Raw genomic sequence first — 4,996 nt, forward strand, 5'->3', positions numbered from 1 at the left:
GACATCACCCCCCGGATCATGGACGACTGGGGGCAGTAATCATGCCGGGTCTGGCTGGCTAACACCCCATTATAAGGGGTACGAATAAAGTAACGGGGGCGCAAACGACTATGCCGCATTCCCTTTCGCCATGGGAGCCAGTGCCGCAGGCAACTCTTTACCCAGCCCTTGCACCAGCGAATCTTGCGTAATTTCACTGATCGATTTCGCGCCAGTCAGCGTCATCGCCACTTTCATCTCTTTTTCGATCAGATTTAGCAGGTTAGCTACACCCGCCTGGCCCGCTGTTGCCAGCGCATACAGGAAAGCACGACCCAGCAGTACGGTGTCGGCACCGAGCGCAATCATACGCACGACATCAAGCCCGTTACGAATTCCGCTATCCGCCAGAATGGCGATATCACCTTTCACCGCATCTGCAATAGCGGGCAACGCACGAGCGGAAGAGAGTACACCGTCCAGCTGGCGGCCACCGTGGTTAGAAACCACAATTCCATCAGCACCAAAACGTACTGCATCGCGCGCATCTTCCGGATCGAGGATCCCTTTGATCACCATCGGGCCATCCCAGAAATCGCGGATCCACTCAAGGTCTTTCCATGAGATGGACGGATCGAAGTTATTCCCCAGCCAGCCGATGTAATCTTCCAGTCCGGTTGGTTTGCCGAGATAAGCTGAGATATTACCTAAATCATGTGGACGACCGTTCAGGCCTACATCCCACGCCCATTGCGGATGCGTCACCGCCTGCAAGTAGCGGCGCATTGCCGCATTTGGGCCGCTCATACCTGAATGCGCATCACGGTAGCGTGCGCCCGGTGTCGGCATATCCACGGTGAAAACCAGCGTCGAACAACCCGCTGCTTTTGCTCGCTCCAGCGCGTTACGCATAAAGCCGCGATCGCGCAGTACATAAAGCTGGAACCACATTGGGCGCTTGATGGCTGGCGCGACTTCTTCAATCGGGCAAACGGAAACCGTCGAGAGAGTAAACGGAATGCCATGCGCGTCCGCCGCTTTGGCTGCCTGAACTTCGCCACGACGCGCATACATGCCACACAAACCCACCGGTGCCAGTGCTACCGGCATCGACAATTTCTCATTAAACAGCGTCGTTTCCAGGCTTAAGTCGGACATGTTTTTCAGAATACGCTGGCGCAGTGCCACTTCTGACAAATCTTCCACGTTGCGGCGCAGCGTGTATTCAGAATATGCACCACCATCCATATAGTGGAACAGGAACGGCGGCAGAATGCGTTGCGCTGCGGCGCGATAATCGCTGGCTGCGGAAATAATCATGCGTTTTTCTCCCTCGAATGCTCATTATGCTCACCGGGCAGGCGGGTAATCCGTGCGTGGCGAGCCTGATCTTCATCGAATCGTTTCATGGTGGTGTGAACAAAACTAAGGTGCGCCATCATTGCTTTACGCGCCCCGTCGGCATCACCAGCAAAAATGGCGTCAATGACAGCCTGATGTTGTTCGGTCAGTTGTGAAAAAACCGGTGGCACCAGATACATCCGCTGACGGCTATGCTTCACTGAGGATTGCAGGACATCGAAGAAACCGCGCATGGTTTGCAGCAGCACGATGTTATGTGAGGCTTCGGCAATCGCCAGATGAAAACGAACGTCCGCTTGTGAGGCGATATCCGGGTCTTCACTTAGCGTTGCTTCAAAGCAAAGCTGAATCTTTTCTTTGTCGCCAGGTGTGGCGCGCATTGCCGCATGCCATGCAGTGCTGGCTTCAATGGCGTAGCGGGCTTCCAGAATATCGAAACTGTAATCCGGATCATCGGCCATCAGCGTTTTTAGCGGCTGGACGATGTTTTGCTCCGACCATGTGTCATGACGCCAGCGAATAAACGTCCCGCCGCCGCGTCGACTGAGCAGCACGCCTTCGCTCACTAGTTTTGCCAGCGCCTCGCGTAGTGAATTACGTGATACGCCGAGTTGCATCGCCAGTTGGCGCTCAGCGGGCAACTTCATGCCCGCTTCCAGGTTTTTTTCATCAATCAGCGCCCGCACACGATCGGCAACCTCGTCTGACAGGCGTCTGGGTAAAACAATCATTAAGGAATCATCCACGTTAAGACATAAGCCTGAAGCGTGGTGATCACGCCCACCATACAGGTGAAGATCAGGCTGTGTTTGACAGTAAAGCGGAACAAATCAGACTCTTTGCCCACCAGGCCTACCGCCGCACAGGCGATAGCGATAGATTGCGGGGAGATCATCTTACCGGTGACGCCACCGGTGGTATTGGCGGCAACCAGCAACAGATCAGAGACGCCAATTTGTTGTGCTGCGGTGGCTTGCAGCGCGGCGAACAGGGCGTTAGATGAGGTATCCGACCCGGTCAGGAATACCCCCAGCCAGCCGAGGAACGGCGAGAAGAAGGTGAATGCATGACCGGTGTGCGCCAGTGCCAGTGCCAGTGTTGATGACAGTCCGGAATAGTTCGAGATAAAGGCGAACGCCAGCACCATGCCGATGGAGTAGATGGGTAGAGCCAGTTCTTTCAGCGTGCTGCCGAAGGTGCTGATAGCGTCAGACGGTTTCATCTTCAGCCAGACAATCGAGAGCAGTGCAGCAAACAGAATGGCGGTGCCGGTGGCAGAGAACCAGTCAAACTTAAACACGGCGGCATAGGCTGTAGCCTCGCTGACCACTGGTGGCATACGGGCAACCAGTTTATCGAGGTACGGCACCGGAATGTTGATCACCCACTCATACAGCGCACCACCCGATGCGAACAGGGCTTTAAACGGCGGGATGCTCCACAGTGTTACGGTAGCGGTCAGGAACAGGAACGGTGTCCAGGCACGTAACACCTGACCCGCGGTGTAACCGGTGTGGGCCAGCGTCATATCAACCTGTGACGCCCCCAAGTCACCGAAGCGGAATACGCGAACTGGTTGCCAGCGTTTGAGGAACAGCGTCAGGCAGAGCAGTGATACCAGCGAAGAGATAATGTCCGGCAGCTCCGGCCCAATGAAGTTGGAGCTAAGGTACTGAGCGATGGCAAACGAGCCGCCCGCAACCACGACCGCAGGCCACGTCTCTTTGATACCGCGCCAGCCGTCCATAATCGCCATGATCCAGAACAGCACGATAATGGTCATAAACGGTAGCTGACGCCCCACCATCTGGCCAATCTCAAAACTGTCGATGCCTGTTACTTGTCCGGCAACCAGGATTGGAATGCCCATCGCGCCAAATGCCACTGGCGCGGTGTTAACAATCAGGCACAGTCCGGCGGCGTACAGCGGTTTAAAACCCAGGCCGACCAGCAATGCGGCGGTAATTGCTACCGGTGCGCCAAAGCCTGCGGCTCCTTCAAGGAAAGCGCCGAAACAGAAACCGACGATCAGCATTTGCAGACGCTGGTCAGGGGTTATCGAAAGAATAGACGAGCGAATGATGTCAAACTGCCCGGTTTTCACCGAGATCTTATAGACGAACACTGCTGCAATAATGATCCACGCGATGGGCCACAAACCATAGAAGAAGCCATAAACCACCGAGGCCAGCGCGTTAGCGACCGGCATTTTATAGAACAGCAAAGCCACGGCAAGGGCGATTGCTACCGTCCATGAGGCGGCGACGTATCCTTTCAGTTTGAGCTTAATCAGCGCAAAGAAGAAAAACAGGATGGGAAGCGATGCTATCAGACTGGAAAGCCAGATATTCCCGGCGGGATCGTAGTTTTGTTGCCAGAGATTCATTGCAGGTCTCCTAGAGTCCACGCACATCGTGTAATGAGTCTGTTGCTCATCTCCTTGTCACACGTTGTGTAAAAGTGGCACTGCCAATTGTGTTGTGTAGGGATAACGACAATGAATGGTTAACTAAATGTTATGTATTGGCAATATTGATGTGAGTTTTAATTGGGGAATTGTGAACCAGAGGTCAGATAAGCGAAGAATTGGTAGGGCCAATTCTTGTGGGGGGAGATGTCTGGTAAAGAAAAGGGCAATCCTCATCAGAGAATTGCCCTTAGATTGTTGACCCGGAGCGCCTTATCTTGCCTGATGCGCGTAACGCATCAGGCAATTTGGCGTTTGCCCTTAGTCACACTAACTTAATGGATCATTACCACTGAATACCGGCACCGAGTGCGGCGGAGTATTCACCCTGGCTATTGGTACTACCTTGTAATTTGTAGACCCAACGACCATTGGCGCTCACCATCGATACACCTAAAGCAACTGCCGATTCACCGTTGTAAGTACCGCCACCAATAGAAGCCATGCTGGCACCCGGTGTATAAGCCTGCGGCAGACCGGTCATTGCCATTGCAGAAGCGATACCACCGCTCAACTTGCTTTCAGTTTTAGACAGTTTGTTATCCATCTCAACCATCCGCTGATCGGTGTATTGCTTCGTTTCCTGCACGCTTTGCTTCAACTGCGCGTAGTTCACCGCGTCGTTGTTGTTGACGCCAGCGGAGACGTTGCTGATACGAGTCGTACTGCCGTTGCCACCACCGAGGGTGATATTGCTATAGTCGATAGAACCATCAGCTTTGGTGTCGTAGCGCACGCCGCCTGCTTCAGAAGATTTCAGCTGCGACACGTTAACCGCATCGGTGGCATTAACACCGGCAGCTACGTTGGTGATACGGCGTTGGTTAGTAGAAGAACCTACAGAGATTGTATTTTCTTCCTCTGCAACGGAACCGGTACCCAGTGCGACGCTGTTGTCAGCGGCAGCAATGGAACCAGAACCAATAGCAACGCTATCTTTACCCTGGGCGTTGGCATCTACGCCATCGGTGTTGGTCTTGAAGTACTTGGTGCTACCGGTGGTGACAATGTCGCCAATACCGTTTTCGATATTAGTAACGCGAGTATCCAGATTAGTGACCTGATTGTTCAGGTTAGTAATGCTCTGGGTGGATTTGCCCCTATATTTCCAGACATCTGTTATCACTTAACCCATTACAAGCCCGCTGCCGCAGATATTCCCGTGGCGAGCGATAACCCAGCGCACTA

At 53.6% G+C, this 4,996-nt stretch carries 3 protein-coding genes and 1 pseudogene; all 4 read right to left on the reverse strand.

The features are described from left to right. Window positions 1-108: 108 nt before the first annotated feature. Window positions 109-1,299 (reverse strand): quinone-dependent L-lactate dehydrogenase, encoded by a 1,191-nt coding sequence (gene lldD / locus BGK49_RS09330; RefSeq protein ID WP_000586962.1) that lies wholly within the window; start codon window positions 1,297-1,299, stop codon window positions 109-111. Next, window positions 1,296-2,072, reverse strand: a complete 777-nt coding sequence (gene lldR / locus BGK49_RS09335; RefSeq protein ID WP_000636500.1) for a transcriptional regulator LldR — start codon at window positions 2,070-2,072, stop codon at window positions 1,296-1,298. Before lldR ends, lldD begins: the two co-directional genes overlap by 4 nt. Then, window positions 2,072-3,727: an L-lactate permease gene (gene lldP / locus BGK49_RS09340; RefSeq protein ID WP_001297977.1), complete on the reverse strand. Its 1,656-nt coding sequence runs from the start codon at window positions 3,725-3,727 to the stop codon at window positions 2,072-2,074. The genes lldR and lldP overlap by 1 nt, the downstream gene beginning before the upstream one ends. A 367-nt stretch (window positions 3,728-4,094) precedes the next feature. Continuing rightward, window positions 4,095-4,904, reverse strand: a pseudogene (locus BGK49_RS09345) (YadA family autotransporter adhesin); the annotation flags it as partial. Between the last annotated feature and the right edge of the window lie 92 nt (window positions 4,905-4,996).

The sequence above is a fragment of the Shigella sp. FC1544 genome, assembly GCF_001722145.1.
Taxonomy (GTDB): Bacteria; Pseudomonadota; Gammaproteobacteria; order Enterobacterales; family Enterobacteriaceae; genus Escherichia; species Escherichia coli.